The sequence below is a fragment of the Thermomonas sp. genome (assembly GCF_041905325.1).
In the GTDB taxonomy this organism is placed as follows: Bacteria; Pseudomonadota; Gammaproteobacteria; order Xanthomonadales; family Xanthomonadaceae; genus Thermomonas.
In genome coordinates this window covers 262085-283118 of sequence record NZ_JAYRLK010000003.1, presented here as the reverse complement: position 1 = coordinate 283118, position 21034 = coordinate 262085, and the positions used below count along the sequence as shown (strand labels likewise).

Below are 21034 nucleotides of genomic sequence, written 5' to 3'. Positions count from 1 at the left end.
GGCACGCATGATGCACAACGACACCCTGGGCCAGAAGATCGCGGACATCCACGCCCAGATCAAGACGCATGTCGGCAACGTCGGCCGCATCGGCATCGCCTTGTACAACGCCGACAGCGACACCCTCAGCACCTTCGTGCACAGCTCGGACGGGCAGTCGCCGCTGGAGCACTATCAGGTCCGCCTGACCGAAGTGCCGTCGCTGCAACAACTGCACAACGACCATCGCAGCCGCATCATCGATGACCTGGAGGCCCTGGCCGGCTCACCCAGCACGCATACCCGGCGCATCCTCGCCGCCGGCTATCGCTCCAGCTACACCAGCCCGTTGTATGCGCACGGCCAGTTGCTGGGCTTCCTGTTCTTCGATTCGCGCCAGCCCGGCTACTTCCGCAACTCCGTCACCCTGCAACTGGACACCTACGCGGAGCTGATTTCCGCGCTGATTTCCTACGATCTGTCCACCACCCGCGCGCTGCGCAGCGCGGTGGCGCTGACCCGCGAGCTGGGCCGCCATCGCGACGAAGAAACCGCCGGCCACGTCAACCGCGTCGCCCATTACACGCGCTCGATCGGATTGGCGCTGGTCGGCAGCGACGAGGACGTCGAATTCCTGTTCCAGTTCGCCGGCCTGCACGACATCGGCAAGATCGCCATTCCCGACCACATCCTGCTCAAGGCCGGCAAACTCACCGCCGAGGAGTACGCCATCGCGCAATTGCATGTCGGCAAGGGCAGCGAAATGATCGAGGTGATGATGCGTGAATTCGGCCTGGCCAACGAGCGCTACACGCAAATGCTGCGCGACGTGATCTGCTGCCACCACGAACGCTGGGACGGCGGCGGCTATCCGCGCGGCCTGGCCGGCGAGGCCATTCCGCTGGCGGGCCGCATCGTGGCGGTGGCCGACGTGTTCGATGCACTGACCAACCCGCGCCCGTACAAGCGGGCGTGGACGCTGGATGAAGGACTGGCCTACCTGCGCGAGCACAGCGGCAGCCAATTCGACCCGCGCTGCGTGGCGGTGGCCGAGCAGCACTTCGACGACTGGCGCGCCATCCACGCGCATTTCCATTCGCCTGGCGAAGACGCCGGCTTCGCGGCCTGAGCCGTTTGTCGCAAATGCCACGACATCCACCGGGCACCGGTGCCCGATGGACGTCGCGGGAAGCACCGGTCAGAACGCGACCGACACCGTGGCCGAACCGAGGTTCGAGGTCAGCTTGCCGTCACGCACGCCGCGGTATTCCAGGCGCAGGCGCGCCTTCGGGGACAGGCGGACCTGCATCGCCGCACCGAAGTCGTAGCCGTTGCCGGATGCCGCATCGCTGGCCGTGCGCCAGCTGGCGTTGCCCAGCGTCACCGCGCGCGAGGCGGTGCTGTCGCCACCCAGCTGGTGCAGCCAATTGGCGAACAGCAAGCCCTGCACGTTGCCGCCGTGGCCGAACTGCGCCTCCATGCCCAGCTTGGCGAAGCTGGTCTTCCAGCTTTCCGCCGGCAGAACCAGTTGCAGGTTCGGATCGGACGAGGCTTCCGCCACCGTCTTGGCACGCGTGCCGTTGTACGACAAGCCCACCACCGGGCGCAGCACCCAGTTGGCGCTCACCGGCAGGTTCCAGCGCCCCTCCAGGTTGCCGTACACGGTATCGAGGCTGTACGCGGACGTGGCGTCGTTGATGCCCGACAGCAGCGCGGTCACGCGGTGGGTGGTGAAGTCGGAACCGGTCCAGCCCAGCATGCCGCTGAGGTCGAAGTTGCCGAAGCCATGCGCGCCATACACGAACAACGAATGGTCGTTGCTGCGCGAGGTGCTGGCGATCACCGAATCCACGCTGGTCTTGCCGTAGCTGGCACCGATGCCCAGCCGCGAGGTGTCGCTGTTGAGCAGGTGCAGGCCGGCCATGAAGGCGTAGTGGTCGGCATCGAAGCCCGGCGTGGCCGGGCTGTCGCCGGCACTGCTGTATTGCGCGTTGATGCGCGCCCACACTTCGCGCCCGTTGCGGTCGTCGCCGCAGGCGGAATCACGCTTGGCATCGCCCGTCTGCGTCTGCGCATCCACCGTGCAGTCGCCGAAGCCCAGGCGGGTGGCATCCAGCACCGCCGAACCGGACTGGCGGGCGTAGTTGTTGGCCATCAGCAGGTTGTGCGCATGGATCTCGCCGGAAATCTGCTGGAACGCCAGCCCCAGCATCGCCGAGTTCATGCCGTACAGGCCGTTGAACAGCGACTGCAGGTTGCCGTTGCGCGCGCCCGCATTGGGACGCACGGCATCCAGCCCCGCCGCGGCGGCAATGCCGTCCAGCTTCCAGCCGTCGGTCTGGCCCTGGGTGGCATAGAACTTCGGCGTGAAGACCAACTGCACGTTCTTCGGGTTGTAGAGCACGTCGAAGCGGCCGTTGGTCGGCATCCCGGCGGTGGGCTGCAACACCGAGGCGAACTGCCCGGTCACGCTGTCGGCGGTGACCACGGTGAAGAAATCACCCAGCACCGGGGTGAAGGTGTTGTTGCCACCGGCAATCCCGCGCAGCACCGGGCTGATGATGCCGCCGGCCACGAAGCCCGCACTGCCACCGTTGAGCGCGAGGCGGTCGTAGGACCCTGCGCCGCCCAGCGGGTTGTACGTGCGGCCGTCGATCTGGGTGACGAAGGTGCCGCCGCTGTTGATCGTCACGTTGCCGCCGGTGACCTTCAGCACGCCGATGGCGTTGCCGGGATTCAGGACGCCGCCGTTGTTGACGTTGATGGGCGCGATGACGGTGCCGCTGCCGGTCAGGGTGCCACCGTTGTTCACGTTGACCGCCTGGTTGGACAATGCGCCGGTGATGTTCAGGGTGCCGGCATTGATGTCCCAGGCCCCGTTGATGGTGCTGATACCCGACAGGGTGAGCGTGCCCAGGCCCGCCTTGGCCATGCCGCCGACACCGGTGAACGCGCCGGAGAACTCGATGTTGTTGCCGTTGGTGTCGACCGTGCCGCCCTGGCTCTGCACGGTGAACGCGGTGCCGACCGGGCTGGCGGTGCTGGCATCCACCTGCAAGGTGCCGCCGACGAAGTTGGGATTGACCTGGCTATTGGCCAGTTCCACCGTGGTGTAGAACGGCTTGGCGGTGTCGATGTCGGGGGTGCCGCCGATCGGGATCAGGATGTCCGAGCCCTGGGTGACGTCGGTGTTGGGGTCGAAATCCACGTCGCCGTTCGGGGTGGGGATCACATCGCCGAAGCCGTCCACGTACACGTAGCCGGCGTGGCCGCCATAAAGACAATCCACGGCCACAAACACCAGGTCGTAATCGTGGCCCAGCGTGGTATCGATATCTTCCACTTTCCAGTCGGTGGTGACAAAGCCACCCGCGTTGCGGAAAATCGTGGTGTTCTGGGCACTGTAGGCGCTGTAGGCGATATTGGTCACCACCTGCCCGGTAGTCTTGTCCACCACCTTGATGATGAACGATGGGCTATCCGTTGCCCCGTGGGATGGCTCCAGCACTGCATTCCACGCGTAATAGAGCTTCGATGCGTTGTAGTTGGTGACACTCTGCATCAATGCCGTGATGTCGTTGCCGCCGTTTTGGTCATTCAGGCGCAGCGAATGCTGTCCGGCGAACACCGTGGGGGCACCGGTGATGGCGTCGAACGTGCCGGCATTCATGATCGTGGCCAGCGTGGCCGGGCCACTGCACTGTGCCTCGGTGACCGGCCAGCCGCTGCTCCAGTAGCCACCGCAGGTGGTCCAGCCACTGGTGTCGCCGGTTTCGAAACCGGGGTTGGTGATGGTGCCCACCGATTGCGCGAACGCGGGCGCACTGGCGGCGGCAAGCAAGGCCAGCACCAGCGCGCTACGGCGCGGCAGCGGGCGACGGGCGCGCGGGCTGCGCGGAGACTTCGGAGTGTTTTGGAACATGACCTTCCCTTCCGTGAGGTTGAATGACCCTGCCTCACCCGGGATGGGAAAGGCGCACCATGAAATGTGATTGACATCACATCAAAAGCGCGGCAATTTTCACGTTGCCCTAACGCCAAAGTCAATCCTGCAGGCAGCCATCCGGATGCGATATCCCGCATCCGGGGGGGGCAAGGGTCGGCCAAACGACAGATGCAGGCACGCCCGCCCCTCCGGCCATTCGGCCGGAAGCACAGGCGCAAGCAATCAGGCCGCGCCAGGGCCTGACGCAGGGCAGGCCTCACGCCTCCCGGCGGTTTTCCACCAGTGATGCCACCACCGATGGGTCGGCCAGGGTGGTGACATCGCCCAGTTGCTCCGGGGCGTTCTCGGCAATCTTGCGCAGAATGCGCCGCATGATTTTGCCGCTGCGGGTCTTTGGCAGGCCCGGTGCCCATTGGATGAAATCCGGCGTGGCGGTGGGGCCAATTTCGTTGCGCACTTGCTGCACCAGCGCGCGCCGCAAGTCTTCGGTGGCCTCCACGCCCTGCTTCAACGTGACATAGGCATAAATGCCCTGGCCCTTGATGTCATGCGGGAAGCCCACCACGGCGGCTTCGGCCACGTCTTTGTGCAGCACCAAGGCACTTTCCACTTCGGCGGTGCCGATGCGGTGGCCGCTGACATTGATGACATCGTCCACCCGCCCGGTGATCCAGTAATACCCATCGGCATCGCGGCGGCAGCCATCGCCGGTGAAGTACATGCCCGGATAGGTTTTGAAATAGGTGTCGATGAAGCGCTGGTGGTCGCCATACACCGTGCGCATCTGCCCCGGCCAGGAATCCAGCAACACCAGATTGCCCTCGGTGGCGCCGTCCAGCAGACGCCCTTCGGCATCCACCAATGCCGGCTGCACGCCCGGCAATGGCTTGCTGGCCGAACCGGGCTTCAGGTCAATGGCGCCGGGAATGGGCGAAATCAGGATGCCGCCGGTTTCGGTCTGCCACCAAGTATCCACCACCGGGCAGCGGCCATCGCCGATATTGTCGTAATACCAACGCCAGGCTTCCGGGTTGATGGGTTCGCCCACGCTGCCCAGCAGGCGCAACGATTGCCGCGACGTTTTCTGCACCGGCGCCAAGCCTTCGCGCATCAAGGCGCGGATGGCGGTGGGCGCGGTGTAGAAGATGCTGACCTGGTGCTTGTCGATCACCTGCCAGAAGCGCGAGAAATCCGGGTAATTGGGCACGCCTTCAAACATCACCTCGGTGCAGGCATTGGCCAGCGGGCCATACACGATGTAGCTATGGCCGGTGACCCAACCCACGTCGGCGGTGCACCAGAACACGTCATTGGGTTTCAGGTCGAAGGTCAGGTCATGGGTGTACGCCGCCCACAGCAAGTAGCCGCCGGTGGTGTGCAGCACGCCCTTCGGCTTGCCGGTACTGCCGGAGGTGTAGAGGATGAACAGCGGGTCTTCCGCGTTCATGCGCTCCGGCTCGCAGGTGGCCGGTTGGCTGTCCACCACCGCGTCGTACCAGCGGTCGCGCGGCATCTGCATGTCCACCGCGCCGCCGGTGTGGCGCACCACCAACACGGTTTCCACGCTATTGGTGCCTTGCAGCTTGAGCGCCGCATCCACATTGGCTTTCAGCGGCACTTTTTTGCCGCCGCGCAGGCCTTCGTCGGCGGTGATGATGAGCTTGCTGCCGCAGTCGGCCACGCGGTCGGCAATCGAGTTGGGCGCAAAGCCACCGAACACCACCATATGCACCGCACCGATGCGCGCGCAGGCCAGCATGGCGATGGCCGCCTCGGGAATCATCGGCAAATAAATCGTGACGCGGTCACCCTTGCCCACGCCCAGGTTACGCAGCGCGTTGGCCAGCTGGCATACCCGCGCGTGCAATTGGCGATAGCTGATTTTTTGCACCGGCGCGTCAGGGCTGTCCGGCTCGAAGATCAGCGCGACCTTGTCGCCATGCTGGTCCAGGTGGCGGTCCAGGCAGTTCACGCTGGCGTTGAGCTCGCCGTCTTCGAACCAGCGGATGCGGAAATCGCGCAGCTCGTAGCTGACGTTCTTGAGGATGGTGGGCGCCTTGTACCAGTCCAGCCGCTTGGCCATCTCGCCCCAGAACGCATCGGGGTTGTCCTGCGCCTGCGCGCAGGCGCGCTCGTAGCCGGCGCGATCGATGTTGGCCTGCGCCGCGAACGCCGGCTCCACCGGATAGGTCTCGCTCATCGTGTTCCTTCGCTCCTGGTGCGTGGCGGCGGCGATGCCGCCGGATCGCCTCCGAGTGTGCCGCATTGGCGTGCGGACAATTGGAAAAAGCTGGTTAAGATCGTGCGGTTTTTCACCCGAGGCTCCCCGGCCTGACTTCCCGCACTGGCCAGCCACGACCACTGGCGCACACTGCCCCCGTTCCTGCTGCAACCTCCAACCGCCCAACCGTCCAACCGGATACCGCCATGCCCATCGCCACGCTTCGCCGCACCCCGCTTGCCCTGGCCCTGTTGTGCACCCTTGCCGGCGCCTCACTGACCGCCTGCAAGCCCGCCCCCGACGCCGCGCCCAAGGCCGCGGCGGCAACCCCCGTCGCCGCACCCACCGTGGGGGTCGACCTGGCCGGCATGGACACGTCCGTGGCCGCCGGCGACGACTTCTACGCCTACGCCAACGGCCGCTGGCAGAAGACCACCGAGATCCCCGCCGACCGCGCCAGCACCGGGGTGTTCTACTCCGTGTTCGAGAAGGCGGAAAAGCGCCTGTCCGACCTCGTGCTGGGCTTGCAGAAAACCCATCCCGCCGCCGGCAGCAACGAGCGCAAGATCGCCGACTACTACGCCGCGTGGATGGACGAAGCCGGCATCGAGGCACATGGCCTGGCACCGCTGCAGGCCAGGCTGGATGCGGTGGATGCGATCAAGGACAACGCGTCGCTGTCGGCCTACCTCGGCAGCACGCTGCGCGCCGACGTCGATCCGATGAACGCCACCAACTATTACACCGAGAACCTGCTGGGCCTGTTCGTGGCGGCCGGCCTGGACACCCCGGAGAAGAACACCGGCTACCTGCTGCAAGGTGGCCTGGGCATGCCCGACCGCGAGTACTACCTGTCGCCCGACAAGGCCATGGCCGCCAACCGCGACGCCTACAAGGCCTACATCGAAGCCGTGCTGAAGCAGGCCGGCAGCAGCGACGCCGGCCCGCAGGCGCAGGCGATCTTCGCGCTGGAAACGCAGATCGCCAAGGCGCACGCCAGCGTGGTGGACACCCAGGACATCCACAAGGCCAACAACCCCTGGCCCACCGCGGAGTTCGGCAAGCGCGCGCCGGGCCTCGACTGGGCCGCCTACTTCAATGCCGCCGGCCTGTCCGGACAGACGACGCTGGTGGCGTGGCAGCCCGAGGCGATCAAGAAGCTGTCGGCGCTGGTGGCCGGCACGCCCCTACCGACGTGGAAGGCCTATCTGCGCTTCCATGCGCTCAACCACAACGCCGCGCTGCTGCCCAAGGCCTATGCCGACCTGCGCTTCGGCTTCTACGGCACCCAGCTCTCCGGCACCACCGCGCAGCGTGACCGCTGGAAGCGCGCACTGGCCGCCACCAACGGCGCATTGGGCGATGCCATCGGCCAGCTGTACGTGAAGCAGTACTTCCCGGCCTCGTCAAAGGCGCAGGTGGAGGCGATGGTGAACAACATCCTGGCCGCCTTCCGCGACGGCGTGGACAAGCTGGCCTGGATGTCGCCCGACACCCGCAAACTGGCCAAGCAGAAAGCCGAAACCATGCTGGTGGGCGTGGGCTATCCCGACACCTGGCGCGATTATTCGAACCTGGAGGTGAAGGCCGACGACCCGCTGGGCAATGCCCTGCGCGCCGACGCCGCCGAATACGCGCACCAGGTCGCCAAGCTGGGCAAGACCCCCGACCGCAAGGAATGGTGGATGACCCCGCAGACGGTGAACGCGGTGAACCTGCCGCTGCAGAACGCGATGAACTTCCCGGCCGCGATCCTGGAAGCGCCGTTCTTCGATCCCAAGGCCGATGCCGCCGCCAACTACGGCGCGATCGGCGCGGTGATCGGCCACGAGATCAGCCACGGCTTCGACAACCTCGGCGCGGAGTTCGACGCCCAAGGCCGTCTGCACAACTGGTGGACACCGGAGGACAGCGCGCACTTCAAGGCCGCCGCCGACCGGCTGGTCAAGCAGTACGACGGTTACGAAGCGCTGCCGGGCCTGCACATCAACGGCCAGCAGACCCTGGGCGAGAACATCGCCGACGTGTCCGGCCTGCAGGCGGCCTACGTCGCCTATCACAAGTCCCTGGACGGCAAGCCGGCACCGGTGATCGACGGCCTGAGCGGCGACGAGCGCTTCTTCCTCGCCTTCGCCCAGGCCTGGCGCAGCAAGGCACGCGATGCCGCGCTGCGCGCGCAGGTGGTGGGTAACGAGCATGCCCCCGGCCAGTGGCGCGCCCTGACCGTGCGCAACATCGACGCGTGGTACGACGCCTTCGGCGTCAAGGACGGGCAGAAGCTTTTCCTGAAGCCGGAAGACCGGGTGAAGATCTGGTAATCGGCAGCCCCGTTCGCAGCACCCGTCATCCGGCGGGGCGAAGCCCGAATCCCTCCCCCGGCAAGGGGGAGGGATCGGGGCGGGGATGCATCGAAGCCCTCACCACATCAAATCGTCGGGCACCTTGAACTGCGCGTAATACGCCGCGTCTTCGGCACTGATGGCGGCCTCCGTGTCGGTCTCCGCGGCACTGCCCGGCGCACTGCCTGCGGCATGATCCAGCACGATCATCTCGGCGGCACGCTCGCGTACCTGCAGGCCGGCGGCGCGTGGCAGCAGCAGGTAGCGGCCCTCGAGCCCGGCAATCACCAATGCACCCGTAGCCAGCAGCTTGCGCTGCACATCGCTGACCTGAAGGCTGCGGATGGCCGTGCCATCACTGAAGCGGTAGTCCTGCTCCCCGGCCGGCGCCACCTGCTTGTCGACGATGATCTGGCGGGCCTGCGCACGCAGTTCGACCGCCCGCGCCTGGGCCTTGCGCCGCGCTTCCAGTGCACGGTCGTGGTCGGCTTTTTCCGCCCGCGCGCGCTCGGCGTTGCGCTGGCTCTCGCTGAGCGTGGGCGCGGCCTTGGCGTGATGTGCCAGGTGCTGCTCGCGCGCCACCTGCGCCACCTTGGATTTCTTGACCAGGCCGGCCTTGAGCAATTGTTCCTGGAGCGGGTTTGGCTTCGCCATGGTGCCGCCGTGCGTGTGAAATCGGGCCCATCATACTGCCCGTGCCCCACCCCCGAAGGGTCGCAACCGGTGATGCATGCATGCTGCGCACCCACCGGCATCGGCGCACCTTACTGCGGCGGGGCGGCCAATTCCTTCGCACTCAGGCATCCGTCGCGGTTCACGTCCTGCTTGTGGAAACGTTCGGCCAGCTGCGCACGATAGGCTTCGCGGAGGATGGGCCTGCCGTTGCCGCCGGGTTGCTCGTCCGCACTCAGCACGCCGTCGTGATTGCGATCCATGCCGTCGAAGGCATAGCTCAACCAGTCTTGGTATTCACGCAAGGACACCCGGCCATCACCATCCGTGTCCATCTTCGCCAGGTAGTCGGTGCTGCGCTGGACCTGGGCCTGGGCCGCGATCGGCAACAACACGAGCAGCCACGTCATTTTCATGGCGCGATCATAGGCGCTTCCGGAACGCACCATGCGGCATCATGCGCCCATGCCCGAACTTCCCGAAGTCGAAACCACCCGTCGCGGACTTGCACCGCATGTCGTCGGCCGGCGCGTGACGCGGGTCGTGTTGCGCCGGCCCGACCTGCGCTGGCCGATCCCGCGCGAGGTGCAGGCCGTGCTGCCGGGGCAGCGCATCGACGCCATTCATCGGCGCGCCAAATACCTGTTGGCGGAGACCGCCGCCGGCAGTGCGCTGCTGCATCTGGGCATGTCGGGCAGTCTGCGGGTATTGCCGGCGGACGCGCCGGTGCGCGCCCATGACCACGTGGACATCGTCCTCGATGACGGTCACGCATTGCGCTTCCATGACCCCCGCCGGTTCGGCTGCCTGCTCTGGCAGGCGCCGGGCGAGACCCACCCGCTGCTGGCCGGGCTGGGCCCGGAGCCGCTGTCGGAGGCGTTCGACGGCGACTACCTGTTCCAGCGCAGCCGCGGCCGCAAGGTGCCGGTGAAGAGCTTCCTGATGGATCAGTCGGTGGTGGTGGGCGTGGGCAACATCTACGCCGCCGAGGCGCTGTTCCTGGCTGGCATCGCGCCGCTGCGGGCGGCCGGCCAGGTGTCACGCGGGCGCTACGCGGCGCTGGCGCAGGCGGCGCAGTCGATCCTTGCACACGCCATCGAACGCGGCGGCACCACCCTGCGTGACTTCATCCACCCGGATGGCGCACCCGGTTATTTCGAACAGGAACTGCGGGTCTACGGCCGTGCTGGCCAGCCCTGCCCGCGCTGCGGCCGCACGCTGCGGCACGCCAGCATCGGCCAGCGCGCCAGCGTCTGGTGCGGCCATTGCCAACGATGACCCCCTTGCGGGGTTTCGTTATAGTGCCCACTCCCCCGCACCACCTGTTCAACCTGGGCACCCATGACCGACGCCGGCGAAATCACCGTGCTGCTCGACGCCGCGCGCGGCGGCGACCGCACCGCGCTGGACCGGGTCCTGGCCTCGCTCTACCAGGAACTGCACAGCATGGCCCGCCGGCAACTGGCCGGCCAGCAGCAGGGCCACACGCTGGATGCCACCGCGCTGGTCCACGAGGCCTACCTGAAGTTGATCGGCCGCACCGCCGGTGCCGCGCAGTTCGACGATCGCGCCCACTTCTTCGCCTATGCCGCGTCCGCGATGCGCTCGGTGGTGGTGGACTACGCGCGCCAGCGGCTGGCGCAAAAGCGCGGCGGCGACCTGCACCGGGTCACCGAGCTGCCGGAAGAACTGGAAGGCGGGCTGCGCCTGAACGAGGACATGCTGGGGCTGGATGCCGCCCTGACCCGGCTGACCTCGGTCGATCCGCGCCTGACCCAGGTGGTGGAGCTGCGCTACTTTGCCGGCTTGTCCGAGATGGAAATCGCCGCCCTGCTGCAACGCTCGGAACGCAGCGTGCGCCGCGACTGGCAGAAGGCCAGGATGTTCCTGCTGGCCTCGCTGCAGGAGCCGCCAAGCCCCTGACCGCAAGGTCGGGCGCCTGGCCCCGCATGGACGCCCAACGCTGGCAGCGCCTGTCGCCGCTGCTCGATGCCCTGCTGGAATTGCCCGACGGGCAGCGCGACGAACACTTGGCGGCCCTGCGCGCCGAAGACCCGCAGCTGGCCGAAGAACTGGCGCAGTTGCTGGCGCTGGAGGCCGACGATAGCGAGTTCCTGACCACCCCGGTGCTGGAGATTCCCAATGGCACGGTGCCCGGCGCCCGCCTCGGTGCCTACCGGCTGGAACGCTTGCTGGGCGAGGGCGGCATGGGCCAGGTCTGGCTGGCCGCACGCGCCGACGGCCTGTACACCCGCAAGGTCGCATTGAAATTGCTGCGCCCCGGGTTGGCGAATCCGCAATTGCGCCAGCGCTTCGACCGCGAACGCGCCATCCTCGCCCGTTTCACCCACCCCAACATCGCCAGCCTGCTGGATGCCGGCATCGACCACGACGGGCAGCCCTTCCTCGCCCTGGAATACGTGGAAGGCGAACCGATCACCCGCTGGTGCCAGTCCCGCCAGCTGGACATCCCCGCCCGCCTCGACCTGTTCCGCCAGATCTGCGAGGCGGTCAGCCACGCCCACGCCAACCTGATCGTCCACCGCGACCTCAAGCCCTCCAACATCCTGGTGACGCCCGCCGGTCACGTGCGCCTGCTCGACTTCGGCATCGCCAAGCTGCTGGATGTCGACCCGTTGCCGGTGGAACAAACCCGCACCGGCGTGCGCGCCTTCACCCTGCACTACGCCGCCCCCGAGCAGATCCGCGGCGAGCCGGTCACCACCATGACCGACGTCTATTCGCTGGGGGTGGTGCTGTACGAACTGCTGACCGGCAGCAAGCCCTACCGGCTCAAGCGCCAGACCGACGCCGAATGGGAAGAAGCCATCGTCGATGGCGAACCCATGCGCCCCTCGCAGGCGGCACTGCATGCGCCCCCCGGCGCGGCGCGGCCGTATTCGCCCTCGCGCCTGGCACGCGAACTGGCCGGCGATCTCGACAACATCCTCCTGAAGGCGCTGGCCAAGCAACCCGGGCAGCGCTACGCCTCGGCCGAGGCGCTGTCGCAGGACTTGCAGTGCTATCTGCGCGGGGAGCCGGTGCTGGCGCAGGGCGAAAGCCTGGGCTACCGGATGCGCAAATACATGTACCGGCACCGCTGGTCGTTGGCGACCGGCACCGTCATCGTCATCGTGCTGGTCAGCGCCCTGGGCGTGGTGGGATGGCAAGCGCAGCGGGCCTTGCGCGAAGCCAGCCGCGCGCAGGCGATGCAGCGCTTCATCGCCGAACTGTTCCAGGACGCCGGCACCTCGCCCAACACCCCGATCGACCTGCGCAGCCTGCTGGACATGGGCATCCTGCGCGGCGAGCACAGCCTGGCCAAGCAACCGCAGGCGCGCGCCGAACTCTACGGCGTGGTGGCGCAACTGCGGCTGGGGCTGGGCGATTACCGCGAGGCCGAAGACTTGCTGGAGCGCCAGGCCCGCCTGCTGGCCAGGCTGCCGGACGCCCCCACCAGCCTGCAACTGGAGGCCACCACCTTGCGCGGCAACGTGCAGCGGCAACTGGGCAACGTGCGTGGCTGCGTGGTGCAGATGCAGCCATTGGAAGCCGTCGCGCGCGAGGAAGAGCAGCAACTGTCGGCACAGGCCGCCGCCTTCTACATCCAGCTGGGCCGCTGCCAGCGCGACCTCGACCAGCGCGGCATCGCCGAACGCCTGTTCACCCGCGCCATGGAACTGCGCCGCAAGGACGACGACGATGCCGGGGTGGCCGAAGCCATGCTGGACATGGCCAATTTGCAGGCCGATGCCGGCCGCAACGACGAGGCGCTGCGCACGCTTGAATCCGGGCTGGCCCGGCTGCGGCGACGCGCCGGCGACCACCACCCGCTGGCCATCGACATGCTGCGCGCGATCTGCGTGCTGGAGCGCGGCAACGACGCGCTGGATGCGGCGGTGCGCGATTGCCGCGCCTCCCTGCGGCTGGCGCAGGAACTGCACGGCCGCAACCACCGCGCCACCATCGACGCCAACCGCCAGCTGGCCGCGTTGTACGTGGATCTGGGGCGCTTCAGCGAAGCGGAATCGATCTTCCTCGACACCACCGCATGGATGCGCGCGCGGCTGGACGAAAACCACCCGGACCTGGCCCGCGCCTACAACAGCCTCGGGGTGGTGACGTGGGAACGCGGCGACATCGCCCGCGCCCTGGGCTACCAGCACAAGGCAGTGGCGGCCTGGCGCAGCAGCCGGCATGACGGCCTGACCGCCAGCGGCCTGTTCAACCTCGCGATGATCCTGCATGACGCCGGCCGTGATGGCGAAGCATTGCCACCGGCCCAGGAGTCGGCCCGCCTGCGGGCGCGGCAGTTCGGCCCCAAAAGCCCGCTGGTGGGCGACAGCGACCGGCTCGTCGGCGACATCCTGGCCGCGCTGGGGCGCAACGCGGACGCACTGGCCGCACTGGACACCGCCGTGCGCCTGACCCGCAACGGGTACGGCCCGGCACACTCGCATGCGCGCCGCGCGGAACTCTCGCTGGCCCGGCTGCGCGCACGCCACGGCGCCCGCGACGCCCTGGCCCGCCTCGACGCCCTTGCGCAGGCGTACGATGCCAACCTGGAACAGCGCAAGACCACCTGGCTGGCCCGCGCCTATGCGGCGGAACTGGCCTGCACCCGGCAGCCAGAACAAGCCCGGATCACGCTGGAAGCCACGCTGGCGGAAATGCAGCTGGCCTTGCCCGAAGGTGGTGCGCTCCCGCGCGAGGTGCAGCGCATCCGCAGCACCTGCAATCACCCGCCATCGGCGGCACTCACAGCGGCAGCGGTACCTGCAACGGCTCGATGACGCCCTCGCCACGCATCACCTTCTTGAACTCGGCACGCGACACCGACACATAACGCTCGTTGCCACCGATCTCCACCTGCGGACCGTCCAGCACCGCGCGGCCCGCCGTGTCCACCCGCATGTTCATGATGGCTTTCTTGCCGCTGTGGCAGATCGTCTTGATCTCGGCCAGCTCGTCGGCCCACGCCAGCAGGTACTGGCTGCCCTCGAACAACTCGCCGCGGAAATCGGTGCGCAGGCCGTAGCACAGCACCGGGATGCGCAATGCATCCACCACTTCGCTGAGTTGCCAGACCTGCGGCTTGGTCAGGAACTGCGCCTCGTCCACCAGCACGCAATGCAGCGCACCCTGCGCGGCGAGGTCGGCTTCGACCACGCGCCGCAAATCGTCATCGTGCGCAAAGGCGATGCCTTCGGCACGCAGCCCGATCCGCGACGCCACGGTGCCACGACCGGCACGGTCGTCCAGGCGCGGGGTGAGAATGGCCACCCGCATGCCGCGCTCGCGATAGTTGTACGCGCTCTGCAACAAGGTGGTGGTCTTGCCGGCGTTCATCGCCGAAAAATAGAAATACAGCTTGGCCATGCACGGATTCTAGCGGGGCACAAGGCTGGCGATCACCTGCCCCCGAACCCACAATGGCCGGATGCAGCAACCGTCCCTCCACGGCCTCAACCCGCCCCAGCGCGCCGCCGTCCTCCATGTCGAGGGCCCGCTGCTGGTGCTGGCCGGTGCCGGCAGCGGCAAGACCCGCGTCATCATCGAGAAAATCGCGCACCTGGTGCAGAGCGGGCGCTACCCGGCGCGACGGATCGCCGCCATCACCTTCACCAACAAGTCCGCGCGGGAAATGCGCGAGCGCGTGGGCAAGCGCATCAAGGGCGACGCCGCGCAGGAGCTGACCGTCAGCACGTTCCACGCGTTGGGGCTGCGGATCGTCCAGATCGACCACGCCAAGCTGGGCCTGCGGCGCGGCTTCTCGATTTTCGATGCCGACGATTCCGCCTCGCAGGTCAAGGACCTGCTGCCGCCGGGCAGCAAGCCGGACGCGATCGAGGCGATGAAGCAGCTGATCAGCCGCGCCAAGAACGCCGGGCTGTCGCCCGAACAGGCGGCGGAAGCCGCGCGCAGCAGCCGCGAGCGCGAGGCCGCGGCGCTGTACGCGCGCTACCAGCAGCGGCTCTCCGCGTTCAACGCGGTGGATTTCGACGACCTGATCCGCCTGCCGGTGCAGTTGCTGGAATCCGACGAGGAGGCGCGGATGGGCTGGCGCGAGCGCATCGGCTACCTGCTGGTGGACGAGTGCCAGGACACCAACGACGCCCAGTACCGCCTGCTCAAGGCGATCGCCGGCGACGCCGGCCAGTTCACCTGCGTGGGCGACGACGACCAGAGCATCTACGCCTGGCGCGGTGCCAACCCGGACAACCTGCTGGCGCTGGGCAGCGACTACCCGGCACTGAAAATCGTCAAGCTGGAGCAGAACTACCGCTGCTCCAACCGCGTGCTGCGCGCCGCCAACGCGCTGATCGCCAACAACCCGCACGAGCACCCCAAGACGCTGTGGAGCGAGGCCGCCGACGGCGAGCGCATCCGCGTCTGGGAGTGCCGCGACGCCGCCCACGAGGCCGACAAGGTGGCGGCCGAAATCCAGTTCATCGCCAAGCAGCACGCGGCACCCGACGGCAGCCTGCCGTGGAACGAAGTCTGCATCCTGTTCCGCGGCAACCACCAGAGCCGCGCGCTGGAAAAGGCGTTGCAGCTGCTGCGCATTCCCTATCACCTGAGCGGCGGCACCGCCTTCCTCGACCGCGGCGAAGTGAAGGACGCGCTGGCCTGGCTGCGGCTGCTGGCCAATCCCGAGGACGATGCCGCCTTCCTGCGCGCAGTGCAGTCGCCCAATCGCGGCGTCGGCGCCGGCACGCTGGCGAAGCTGGGCGAGCTGGCCAACCACAAGCACCTGCCGCTGGCCCGCGCCGCCGAATCGATGGCGGTGGCGCAGCAGTTGCCGGCGCGCGCCGCCAACGCGCTGCAGGGCTTCACGGCCATCGTGCAGGGCCTGCGTGCCGACGCCCGCACGCTGCCGCCGGCCGAACTGGTGCGCAAGCTCAACGAGAAATCCGGCCTGCTGGCCGCGCTGCGCGCGACCTGCAAGGACGAGGCGCAGTTCCAGGCGCGCCGGCGCAACCTCGACGAACTGGCCGACTGGTTCGACGGCCCGAAAACGTCGGGGCCGGGCGAACTCGCCGCCGCGCTGGCGCTGCTCTCGCACGCCGACAAGGGCGATGCCGGCAACCAGGTGCGGTTGATGTCGATGCACGCATCGAAAGGGCTGGAATTCCGCTTCGTGTTCATCGTCGGGGTGGAGGACGGCAACCTGCCGCACGAGGCCAGCATCGAGGAAGGCCGCATCGACGAGGAACGCCGGCTGTTCTACGTCGGCATCACCCGCGCCAAGGAACGGCTGTGGCTGTCGCACGCCAAGGAAGCCCAGCGCTGGGGCGACAAGCTGCGGCTGTCGCCCAGCCGCTTCCTCGACGAGCTGCCGCCCGCCGAGGTGCAGCGCGATGGTGCCGACCCCGAAGCCGAAGCCGCGCAGAAGGCCGAGCGCCGTCGCGCCAGTTTCGCCGACATCCAGGCCCTGCTGGCGGATTGACGCCCGCCGCCGATGCGGGCGGTTAGACTGGCACACCGTTTTCGCCGCGAGCCTCGCCATGCGCCGGTTGCTGCCTTTCGTCCTCGCCCTCCTGCTGGGTGCCTGCGCCAGCACCCCGCCGCAGGCGCACCAAGCCCACTCGGATGTCCGCGACATCGACGACCTGGGCGCGGTGGCCGCCGCGCTGGCCGAATCCCCCGGGCGCACCCTGCTGGTGCTGGACATCGACGACACCCTGCTGACTGCCGATGCCTTCTTCGGCAGCGACCGCTGGTACGAATGGCAGAAGACCCTGCCCAGCGGCGATCCCGGCAAGGTGCCCTGCCTGTTCGACGTGGTGTCGCTCAATTACGAAACCGCCACCATGCATCCCACCCAACCGGACGGCCCGGGCCGGATCAACGCACTGCCGGTGGACAAGCTGCTGCTGACCTCGCGCAACCCGCTGTATCGCGGCGGCACCCTGCGCACCCTGCGCGACAACGGCTACCAGTTGCCCGCCATGCTGGGCGCATCCATCGATGGCAGCAGTTGGGACTATCGCAAGGCCGCCGATGCCCCTGCGGTGCGGGTGGCCTACGACCAGGGCCTGTTCATGACCAGCGGGCAGGACAAGGGCCGCACCCTGCTGGCACTGCTGCAACGCCTGCACCTGCGCTACGACCGCGTGCTGCTGGTGGATGACGGCCAGAAGAACATCGACAACATGCGCGCGGCGCTGCGCGAAGCCGGCATCGACTACCTCGGCCTGCACTACACCCGCATCGACAAGACCCTCCGCAACGAAGATCCCGCCGATGGCCGCGCCGGCTGGCAAGCCTGGCGTCAATTGCTGGCCACCCGCTACCCGCAACGCTTGCAAGCCCTTGAGTCTTGGAAATGTGATTATTTATAAAAATCAATGTGTTGCAGAATTCACTTCAACCATTGACTCAAATTCGAGCCTCGATTAGGCTGCATCCATCCGGCCACCTGCCGGACCCATGCCACAACCGTTGTCCTTCCGGCCATGCCGGACTTTAGGGAGACCCTGGGTCTCCTTTTTCTTTGGCCGCAGCTTTGTGTGCTCGTCACCGTTGCGGTGCCACCCGGCGCGTGCTGGTCCGGCGGCGACTGAGCATTTGTCGGCCCGAGCTATTCAAGCGCCTGCGCCCGCGCGCAGGCGGGAAAATTTTCGACTGGCAAGCAGGAACAGCCACGTCGTGAGCACGAACGGCAGCGTCATCGCCGGCATTCCCACCGGCGCGAAAGCGGCCGTGCAAGCGGCGGCCACGAAGGGGGCAAGCACCGCCCCCAGCAATGCATAAGCGCTTGTGCGCCACCCGCCGGGCAGGAATACGCTGCCCAGCGCGATCGCGGTCAATGCACTGTTGAAACCGAACATCCCGGCGCGGATGGCAGGTTCCGCCGCACCCATGCCCCAAGCCACCAAGGCACCGGCCAGCGCACCCACCAATGCCATCACGCAGGCGCGCCGCGAAGCGGCCAGCAAACCCAGCGCGAACAACACACCACTCAGCAGATTGGCCTGGAAAAACACTTGGCCGATGCCGCGCAACACGCCTTCACCCACGGTGGCGGCCGTCACCACGCCCTCCACCACCGCATTGGCGGGCAATGCCGCCGTCGGCAACTGGCCGGTGGTCAGCAACCGGCCAAAGCGTGCGGCGGCAAGGAAAAACAGCAACGCAACCAACACGAACGGTGCGGTGAGCGCCGGCAATGACCACTGCGCAAATGCCTCCAGCAGGGCCGCCATGAGCAAGGTTGCGCAGACCGCTGCGAACACCACGCAAAGCCAGGTCAATGCGCCCGGCTCGAGGAAGGTCAACAGCGCAATGGCCACCAGCGCGCCATTGAAACCGAACATGCCACTGCGCAGCAGCACACGCTCCGCCCCCAACCCAGCCGCCGCCAGCGTGGCCACGGCACTGCCCAGCAATGCGGCCAAGGCCAACACCCGCGAATTCACCGCGATGCCCAACAGAAACAACACTCCCGTGTAGCTGTTGTTCTGGAACATCACCTGCCCCAGCCCCCGCAGCACGGCATCGGCCATGCCCGCTACCCGCGTTGGAAACGCTTCCCCCGTGGCATCCAACCCGTTTGCAGAAAATCGCAAGCCCATGACCACCTCGCCACCCTGATGAACGCCGTCAGCGTAGCGGCATTGCACCTTCCCCGGTTGGCGCTGGGAGGCCCGTCACCGCGCTGGATCGATGACGGTTTTCATCAGCGAGACTTCATGGCTCTTGGCGCCCAATCGCCTGACCTCCTCCGGCCAGACGCTGACCGCCATGCGCACTTTTTCCACGATGGCGTGGGCGGCATCGGCGTCGAGTCGGAAGTACGCATGCTGCGCCAGCACCCCACAAGCGAATGGAACGGGCGACTTACTGCTGCGCGGGCAATTCAACACTCAAGCAATCGTATTCCGTGCAGCCGTCAGCTCCAAACCGACTCGGCTGACCGAGTGCCCAGGCAATAGCCTCACGCAGCCGAGCCAGCGCATCGCGGCTTTCCGGAAGATAGTCCCCATAGGCGTGGAACTCGTGGTTCATATGCGCCCAGACATCCAAACGTACCCGACCGCCCTGGGCGGCAACCGTTGCGGCGAAATCACGGATCATGTCGACGAGGATTTCCTTACCGCCGGCCTGAAGATATATCGGCCCCAGATCGTGGAAGTTCTGGCAGATCGGCGACAGTTCGGCATCACTCAGGGCTTGGCCACCTTTAAGCCAGTCTGCGAATTGCAAGGTCATGTAGCCCTGAACGAGGTCATAGGGATCGTTGCCGAATTGGCTCTTGCCTCGCCGACCGACATCGGTCCACGGGCTGAGGCCAAGTGTCAGGGCGGGTTTCGGCAAACCCGTCTCGTGCAGCCTAACCAAGGTCATCAAGGCCAAATGGCCGCCGGCCGAGTCCCCGCAGAGCACCATGCTTGCCGGGTCAATGCCCTGTTCAAGCAGGTAGTTGTAGGCCGCCAGGCCATCTTCGAGTTGTGCGGGATGCGGGTGCTCCGGCGTCAATCGATAGTCCGGGGCGAATACCGCAACACCCAGTGCATGGGCAAGGCAGGCGGCGAAATGATGCGAGACACCAGCATAAAAGGTGTAGCCGCCGCCGTGGAAATGAAGCAACGTGGCATCGCTGTGGCGAACCTTTGGCATGAACCAGTGACCACGCGGCTCGCCCGGTCCGGTTGGCCGAACATCGACATCGGGAAATGTTTCGAGCAGCGCATAAACACTGTCGAAATAGGCCCGACTGACCGTGATGTCGCTGCTCAGACGAAAAGCATGGTTGAACTGGGCGCGGATATACAGCGTTCCGTATTCAACGAGGAAAGGCCACTCCGCCACAAGTCTCCGGCCCAGCGCCCGCCGGATCAGCACCTTGGCTGCGATCCACCCGGAAATCGTGATACTTCGCAATTTGTGCGAAAAACCGCCCTGAATTATCGTTTTCCTCATTTGACACCCCATCGTTAGCAAATGCCAACATATTGCCAACGACGCGCCTCCCCTCGCTAGAACGGAAACGACATCAAATGGCTCGCACCGCCGCGATCATGCACACCCCCTCATATGCCCTCGGTGCCTGCCTGCCGGCCGGCGTCGAGCGCGATACGCGCGGGTGCAGCCTGAACGATGCGGAACGCTTCAATTACTACCCGGCAACACCGCTGATGACGATCTCGTGGATATTCGAGGGAACGCTGCACATGGTGGAAGAACGCGGGCCGAGCCCTCGGCCAAGGTTTGGCCCAGCCTTGCCGCGTCTCGTTTTATCCGGGCCGCAACGCAGCCCTTCGGCCAGTTGGTCGCCAGGGGCTGTACATGCGCTATCGGTCGGCTTTTATCCTGAGGCCCTCAGCCGCCTTATTGGCCGGCCTATCGAACCCTTTCTCGATCAAAACCTGCCGCTGGAGGCGGTCGCCCCGCCGGCGTTCCTGCAGGCGTGCCAGGCCGTTCTCAATGCCAGTGGCGATGAACCATTCGCAATGCTGGAGACGCAGTTGCAGCCGCTGTGGCGCGGACCGGGCCAAACCAGCCCGGCACCGTATCTCGGCGACTGGGTGCGGTCCATCGCCACCCGCGCCGCGCACTCGACCGCCGGGAAGAGTCTGCGGCAGCTGCAACGCCGCGTCCGTGACTGGACGGGGCAGAGCTACCGCGATCTGCAGCTTTTCATCCGCGTCGAGGAGACATTCATCCGCAGCATTGAGGTGCACGGCAGCGGCGCGCCGAATCTCGCCACCATCGCTGCCGACGCGGGCTTCGCCGATCAGTCGCACATGGGACGCAAAATCCGCCGGGTCACCGGCATGTCGCCGGCTTGCTTTGGTGAGTGCCTAGCCAACGACGAGGCATTTTGGTACTACCGCCTGATAGCCGGGGAACTAGGGAAACTCTGATTTAGCC

At 66.8% G+C, this 21034-nt stretch carries 16 protein-coding genes; 8 read left to right on the top strand and 8 right to left on the bottom strand.

The features are described 5' to 3' along the window. Positions 1–10 precede the first annotated feature (10 nt). Positions 11–1108, top strand: coding sequence for an HD-GYP domain-containing protein (locus ACE3OK_RS05360; protein WP_374248516.1), 1098 nt, complete (start codon positions 11–13; stop codon positions 1106–1108). A gap of 69 nt (positions 1109–1177) precedes the next feature. Here ACE3OK_RS05360 and ACE3OK_RS05355 read toward each other — a convergent pair whose 3' ends face one another. Continuing rightward, positions 1178–3901, bottom strand: coding sequence for an autotransporter domain-containing protein (locus ACE3OK_RS05355; protein ID WP_374248515.1), 2724 nt, complete (start codon positions 3899–3901; stop codon positions 1178–1180). Positions 3902–4181: 280 nt separating this feature from the next. Continuing rightward, positions 4182–6125: an acetate--CoA ligase gene (gene acs / locus ACE3OK_RS05350; protein WP_374248514.1), complete on the bottom strand. Its 1944-nt coding sequence runs from the start codon at positions 6123–6125 to the stop codon at positions 4182–4184. 233 nt (positions 6126–6358) lie between these two features. Here acs and ACE3OK_RS05345 point away from each other — a divergent pair, with 233 nt between their 5' ends. Then, positions 6359–8464 carry a M13 family metallopeptidase gene (locus ACE3OK_RS05345; protein ID WP_374248534.1) on the top strand — a complete coding sequence of 702 codons (2106 nt, stop codon included), beginning with the start codon at positions 6359–6361 and terminating at the stop codon, positions 8462–8464. A gap of 99 nt (positions 8465–8563) precedes the next feature. Here ACE3OK_RS05345 and ACE3OK_RS05340 read toward each other — a convergent pair whose 3' ends face one another. Both ACE3OK_RS05340 and ACE3OK_RS05335 read right to left on the bottom strand, forming a co-directional pair. Continuing rightward, positions 8564–9139 carry a DUF2058 domain-containing protein gene (locus ACE3OK_RS05340; RefSeq protein ID WP_374248513.1) on the bottom strand — a complete coding sequence of 192 codons (576 nt, stop codon included), beginning with the start codon at positions 9137–9139 and terminating at the stop codon, positions 8564–8566. Between the two features lie 110 nt (positions 9140–9249). Further along, the gene (locus tag ACE3OK_RS05335) at positions 9250–9573 is read right to left on the bottom strand and encodes a hypothetical protein (protein ID WP_374248512.1); all 324 of its coding nucleotides are present in this window, start codon (positions 9571–9573) and stop codon (positions 9250–9252) included. A gap of 49 nt (positions 9574–9622) precedes the next feature. On the opposite strand from ACE3OK_RS05335, the gene mutM reads away from it, so the two are divergent. The 3 genes from mutM (at position 9623) to ACE3OK_RS05320 (ending at position 13950) form a co-directional block, all read left to right on the top strand. Then, positions 9623–10435, top strand: a complete 813-nt coding sequence (gene mutM, locus ACE3OK_RS05330; RefSeq protein ID WP_374248511.1) for a bifunctional DNA-formamidopyrimidine glycosylase/DNA-(apurinic or apyrimidinic site) lyase — start codon at positions 9623–9625, stop codon at positions 10433–10435. Positions 10436–10498: 63 nt separating this feature from the next. Then, on the top strand, positions 10499–11080 hold the full coding sequence (locus ACE3OK_RS05325) for an ECF-type sigma factor (protein WP_374248510.1): 582 nt from the start codon (positions 10499–10501) through the stop codon (positions 11078–11080). 26 nt (positions 11081–11106) lie between these two features. Then, entirely contained in the window at positions 11107–13950 is a 2844-nt protein-coding gene (locus tag ACE3OK_RS05320) for a protein kinase (protein WP_374248509.1), read from the top strand. Here the strand turns inward: ACE3OK_RS05320 and ACE3OK_RS05315 are convergent. After that, entirely contained in the window at positions 13916–14536 is a 621-nt protein-coding gene (locus tag ACE3OK_RS05315; protein ID WP_374248508.1) for a thymidine kinase, read from the bottom strand. The two genes, ACE3OK_RS05320 and ACE3OK_RS05315, sit on opposite strands and share 35 nt — an antisense overlap. 61 nt (positions 14537–14597) lie before the next feature. On the opposite strand from ACE3OK_RS05315, the gene ACE3OK_RS05310 reads away from it, so the two are divergent. Together ACE3OK_RS05310 and ACE3OK_RS05305 are read left to right on the top strand one after the other, a co-directional pair. Continuing rightward, positions 14598–16607, top strand: a complete 2010-nt coding sequence (locus ACE3OK_RS05310) for a UvrD-helicase domain-containing protein (RefSeq protein WP_374248507.1) — start codon at positions 14598–14600, stop codon at positions 16605–16607. Positions 16608–16665: 58 nt separating this feature from the next. After that, positions 16666–17502, top strand: a complete 837-nt coding sequence (locus tag ACE3OK_RS05305; protein WP_374248506.1) for a DUF2608 domain-containing protein — start codon at positions 16666–16668, stop codon at positions 17500–17502. A 243-nt stretch (positions 17503–17745) separates the two neighbouring features. Here ACE3OK_RS05305 and ACE3OK_RS05300 read toward each other — a convergent pair whose 3' ends face one another. The 3 genes from ACE3OK_RS05300 to ACE3OK_RS05290 form a co-directional block, all read right to left on the bottom strand. After that, the gene (locus ACE3OK_RS05300) at positions 17746–18666 is read right to left on the bottom strand and encodes an urea transporter (RefSeq protein WP_374248505.1); all 921 of its coding nucleotides are present in this window, start codon (positions 18664–18666) and stop codon (positions 17746–17748) included. 144 nt (positions 18667–18810) lie between these two features. Beyond that, positions 18811–18975, bottom strand: coding sequence for a hypothetical protein (locus ACE3OK_RS05295; RefSeq protein WP_374248504.1), 165 nt, complete (start codon positions 18973–18975; stop codon positions 18811–18813). A 25-nt stretch (positions 18976–19000) separates the two neighbouring features. Further along, complete coding sequence (locus ACE3OK_RS05290; RefSeq protein ID WP_374248503.1) at positions 19001–20083, bottom strand: alpha/beta hydrolase; 1083 nt, start codon at positions 20081–20083, stop codon at positions 19001–19003. Between the two features lie 77 nt (positions 20084–20160). Between ACE3OK_RS05290 and ACE3OK_RS05285 the strand changes: the two genes are divergently transcribed. After that, a complete protein-coding gene (locus ACE3OK_RS05285; protein ID WP_374248502.1) occupies positions 20161–21027 on the top strand; it encodes a helix-turn-helix domain-containing protein in 867 nt (288 codons plus the stop codon). Positions 21028–21034 lie beyond the last annotated feature (7 nt).

Excerpts from the sequence above, each read along its gene's own strand:
- ACE3OK_RS05355 (WP_374248515.1), bottom strand. The coding sequence starts at position 3,901 with ATGTTCCAAAACACTCCGAAGTCTCCGCGCAGCCCGCGCGCCCGTCGC.
- ACE3OK_RS05300 (WP_374248505.1), bottom strand. The coding sequence starts at position 18,666 with ATGGCCGATGCCGTGCTGCGGGGGCTGGGGCAGGTGATGTTCCAGAAC.
- ACE3OK_RS05315 (WP_374248508.1), bottom strand. The coding sequence starts at position 14,536 with ATGGCCAAGCTGTATTTCTATTTTTCGGCGATGAACGCCGGCAAGACC.
- ACE3OK_RS05325 (WP_374248510.1), top strand. The coding sequence starts at position 10,499 with ATGACCGACGCCGGCGAAATCACCGTGCTGCTCGACGCCGCGCGCGGC.
- ACE3OK_RS05335 (WP_374248512.1), bottom strand. The coding sequence starts at position 9,573 with ATGAAAATGACGTGGCTGCTCGTGTTGTTGCCGATCGCGGCCCAGGCC.
- ACE3OK_RS05320 (WP_374248509.1), top strand. The coding sequence starts at position 11,107 with ATGGACGCCCAACGCTGGCAGCGCCTGTCGCCGCTGCTCGATGCCCTG.
- ACE3OK_RS05290 (WP_374248503.1), bottom strand. The coding sequence starts at position 20,083 with ATGAGGAAAACGATAATTCAGGGCGGTTTTTCGCACAAATTGCGAAGT.
- ACE3OK_RS05340 (WP_374248513.1), bottom strand. The coding sequence starts at position 9,139 with ATGGCGAAGCCAAACCCGCTCCAGGAACAATTGCTCAAGGCCGGCCTG.
- acs (WP_374248514.1), bottom strand. The coding sequence starts at position 6,125 with ATGAGCGAGACCTATCCGGTGGAGCCGGCGTTCGCGGCGCAGGCCAAC.
- ACE3OK_RS05305 (WP_374248506.1), top strand. The coding sequence starts at position 16,666 with ATGCGCCGGTTGCTGCCTTTCGTCCTCGCCCTCCTGCTGGGTGCCTGC.
- ACE3OK_RS05360 (WP_374248516.1), top strand. The coding sequence starts at position 11 with ATGCACAACGACACCCTGGGCCAGAAGATCGCGGACATCCACGCCCAG.
- mutM (WP_374248511.1), top strand. The coding sequence starts at position 9,623 with ATGCCCGAACTTCCCGAAGTCGAAACCACCCGTCGCGGACTTGCACCG.
- ACE3OK_RS05285 (WP_374248502.1), top strand. The coding sequence starts at position 20,161 with ATGGCTCGCACCGCCGCGATCATGCACACCCCCTCATATGCCCTCGGT.
- ACE3OK_RS05310 (WP_374248507.1), top strand. The coding sequence starts at position 14,598 with ATGCAGCAACCGTCCCTCCACGGCCTCAACCCGCCCCAGCGCGCCGCC.